We start from the raw sequence: 3,124 nt of genomic DNA, 5'->3' as shown, positions 1-3,124 counted from the left end.
TGTCACGTCGGAGAAGCCGTTGACCAGGTTGGAGATCGCGTTGAGGTCCAGGTTCGAGAGCGCCTCGAGCTGCGTGAGGAGGGCCGGAGCACTCGACGTGGGGACGACCGCGGCGACACACGTGTCCGCATCGACCAGGAAGTCCTTCTCGAAGGTGACGGAGACGGTGTTGCCGTTGACCACGGGCGCGGCGGCGGTGGCGGCGGACGCGGCGCCGGCGCCGGCGATCGTCAGGGCGGCGGTGGCGCCGAGGACGGCGGCGGTGCGGACTGCGGTATGGGGGGAGGTCATAGTGTTCTCCTGAGGGTGCGGGGTGGGGTCCGCGGGTGGCGGACAACGACTCTCAGAGTAGGCCAAGAAAGTCCTGAGGAAGTGCTGATTCGGCGAACACGACCGCACCCGCCGACGTGTGCGGTCGGCGGGTGCGTGAGAGAAGTTGCCCGTGGGTCGGGTGGGATTGCGAGTGCGTCTACGACCCCAGGTCCCGCAGGGTCTCCAGTCGCTGATGCGCCTGGGCCATGATCCGCTGGATCAGCTCGTCGCAGCTGGGCAGGTCCTCGATCATGCCCACGACCTGACCCGAGGCCAGAACGCCGGCCTCGGTGTTCCCCTCGACGAGGCCGGCCTTGAGCAGCATCGGGGTGTTGGCGGCCATGACGATCTGCTGCCACGTGCGGTCGGACGCCTTCTTCATGTTGAGGCCGTCCCTGGCGAGTGCCTGCCACCTCATGCCCGTCATGGACTTGAACTTGTTGGCGTTCTGGACGGCCGCCAACATCCCCTTGACGGGGCTGCCCGACTCCAGGGCGTTGACCAGGCCGGTACGCAGGACGCGGTGCGGCATGCCGTCGACACGGGTGGAGACGACGGTGTCCTGCAGCCCCTTCTCCAGGTACCGCTGCTTGACCGCGTCCGGGACGCGGGAATCGCTGGTGAGCAGGAACCGCGTGCCCATCGCGACGCCGGCGGCGCCGTAGGCCAGCGCGGCCACCAGGCCGCGGCCGTCGAAGAACCCTCCCCCCGCGATCACCGGGATGGAGGTGTTCCCGGCCCCGCCCAGCGCGTCGATGACACTCGGCAGCAACAGCGTCGTGGCCACCGGGCCGGTGTGTCCACCGCCCTCGCCGCCCTGGACGATCACCGCGTCGGCGCCCCACGAGGCCACCTTGACGGCGTGCTTGGCCGCACCGATGGAGGGGACGACGACGAGGCCGTTCTCCTTCAACCTGGCGATCAGTTCCGGCTTGGGAGCGAGCGCGAACGAGGCGACCCTGACCCCGTGACGGATCATCAGCTCGCACCGCTCGGCGGCGTCCTCGGCGTCCGCGCGGAGGTTGACTCCGAAGGGCCTGGTGGTCAGCTCCTTGGTGCGGACGATGGCGTTCTCGAGCTCCGCGTACGTCATGGTGGCGGAGGCGATGATCCCCAGCCCCCCGGCGTTGGCGGTGGCCGCGGTGAGCTCCGGACCGGACACCCACCCCATCCCCGTCTGGACGATCGGGTACTCGACGCCGACGAGCTCGGTGAAGGCCGTGGTGATGGTGGGGGCGTTCACGTGGCCGGCACCTCGCGGTCGCGGAATCCGCGTGGGTCGAGGACCTCGCGGATGAGGTGGAGCTCCTCGGCGGACGGGTCGCGGGTGACCCCCGCCTCGGCCAGCCCTTCGATAGCGAACCCGGTGTTGTCCGCGACCTCCTCGGCGGTCACCCCCGGATGCAGGCTCACCGCCCGCATCCCACGATCGGATCCGCCGAAGTCGAACACCCCCAGGTTGGACACCACCCGGTGGAGGTGGTGGTAGCGGAACGCCGGATCACCCTCGTCGTACCGGTCGTAGCCCACGCCGCAGACGATGTCGACCTTCTCGGTGAAGACGCGGGTGGAGTGCTTGCCCACCCAGTAGCTGGTGGCGTGGTTGATCGAGTTGCCCGGGGCACCGCGCAGGCCGAACATCTGCCGCGCGGGCTTCTGGACGTCGTCGCCGAAGGCCGAGAGGTTCTGGTTGCCGAACCGGTCGATCTGGTTGGCGCCCATGACCACGTGGCGGGTGCCGGCCTGGAGGACGTCGAACACGCGGGGGAACGGGATGTACCCCTCGAAGTCGATGACCTTGCCCAACGGCGGGGTCTGGGCCAGGAAGCGGTACTCGCCGTCGGTGATGAGCAGGTCCGGCTCGGTGGTGAGACGCGCGAGGCGGGCGCCGATGGTGGCCATCGGCGTCATGGGGGAGGCGAAGATCTCACCGGCACCGGCGAAGATCTCCGCGCATGCCACGGCGCAGTACTCGGCCCGGGTGACGGACTGGGTGGTCGTGTCGGTCATCACTTGGCTCCCTTGTCTGCGGCGGCGGCCTTCTCGGCGGCGGCCTTCTCCGCGAACGCGGCGACCGCCTTCTGGTAGTCCTCCTCGGACCCGGACAGGAACTCGGAGACGAACGCGTCCCAGGAGTCCTGGTCCTTGGCCGCGGAGGCGTAGTGTCGCTGGAACGCCTCGTCACGGCCGTAGCCGCCGGCGAACGTGAAGTGGGCGCCGTTCGGCGCCTCGGAGACGGTGTCGACGAACATCCGGCTCAGGAGCATGCGCTGCGGGCCCACCTCGTTCATCAGCGCATCCGCCGACTCCACGACCTCGTCGACCTCGAGGAGGACCGTGTCCGCGGACATCGCGTAGAGGTCATCGAAGTAGCCGTCGACGCCCGTGAACGCGGCGTTGCCGTGCCTGTCGGCCTTGTCCAGGTGGATCAGGGCGGCGTCCAGACGCAGGGCCGGCATCGCCACCAGGGTCTCCGTCTGGCCGTCGACGAGGTAGGGGGAGTCGACGGTCTTGAGCTCGTCGCCCCAGAACCGGAAGACGTCCGAGCCGAGACCGGCGCGCGTGGGCAGGAACGGCAGGCGGTGAGCCGCGGCGGTGAGGCCGGCGCGGACCATGCCCTCGTCCATCTCGCGGGAGACGATCGCCCCCTCGGTGCGTCGGCGGGCGAACCAGGGGTCGTAGAACGGCGCGGAGTCCAGTGAGACGAAGCCGTAGTAGGCCTTGGAGACCTTCCCGGCCGAGCACAGCAGCCCCAGGTCCGGGCCGCCGAAGGTGACGACGGTGAGGTCGGTCAGGTCCTCGCGGCGCAGGA

4 protein-coding genes are annotated in these 3,124 nt (G+C 69.6%); all 4 read right to left on the bottom strand.

The features are described from left to right. The coding region (locus G6021_RS09920) for a hypothetical protein (RefSeq protein WP_182641191.1) at positions 1 to 291 on the bottom strand (291 nt) is incomplete at its 3' end. Between the two features lie 178 nt (positions 292 to 469). Further along, positions 470 to 1,555 carry a nitronate monooxygenase gene (locus G6021_RS09915; RefSeq protein WP_182641190.1) on the bottom strand — a complete coding sequence of 362 codons (1,086 nt, stop codon included), beginning with the start codon at positions 1,553 to 1,555 and terminating at the stop codon, positions 470 to 472. Beyond that, complete coding sequence (locus tag G6021_RS09910) at positions 1,552 to 2,322, bottom strand: CoA-transferase (RefSeq protein ID WP_182641189.1); 771 nt, start codon at positions 2,320 to 2,322, stop codon at positions 1,552 to 1,554. The genes G6021_RS09915 and G6021_RS09910 overlap by 4 nt, the downstream gene beginning before the upstream one ends. After that, on the bottom strand, positions 2,322 to 3,124 hold an 803-nt coding region (locus tag G6021_RS09905; protein ID WP_241736506.1), incomplete at its 5' end, for a CoA-transferase. The genes G6021_RS09910 and G6021_RS09905, both read right to left, overlap by 1 nt.

The sequence above is a fragment of the Dietzia sp. CW19 genome, from assembly GCF_014145265.1.
Classification (GTDB): Bacteria; Actinomycetota; Actinomycetes; order Mycobacteriales; family Mycobacteriaceae; genus Dietzia; species Dietzia natronolimnaea.
Note: the sequence above shows the minus strand (reverse complement) of the source record. Positions and strands in the feature narration are given on the sequence as shown.

What these genes read in the sequence shown, in the direction of transcription:
- G6021_RS09910 (WP_182641189.1), bottom strand. Translation starts at nt 2,322, where the DNA reads ATGACCGACACGACCACCCAGTCCGTCACCCGGGCCGAGTACTGCGCC.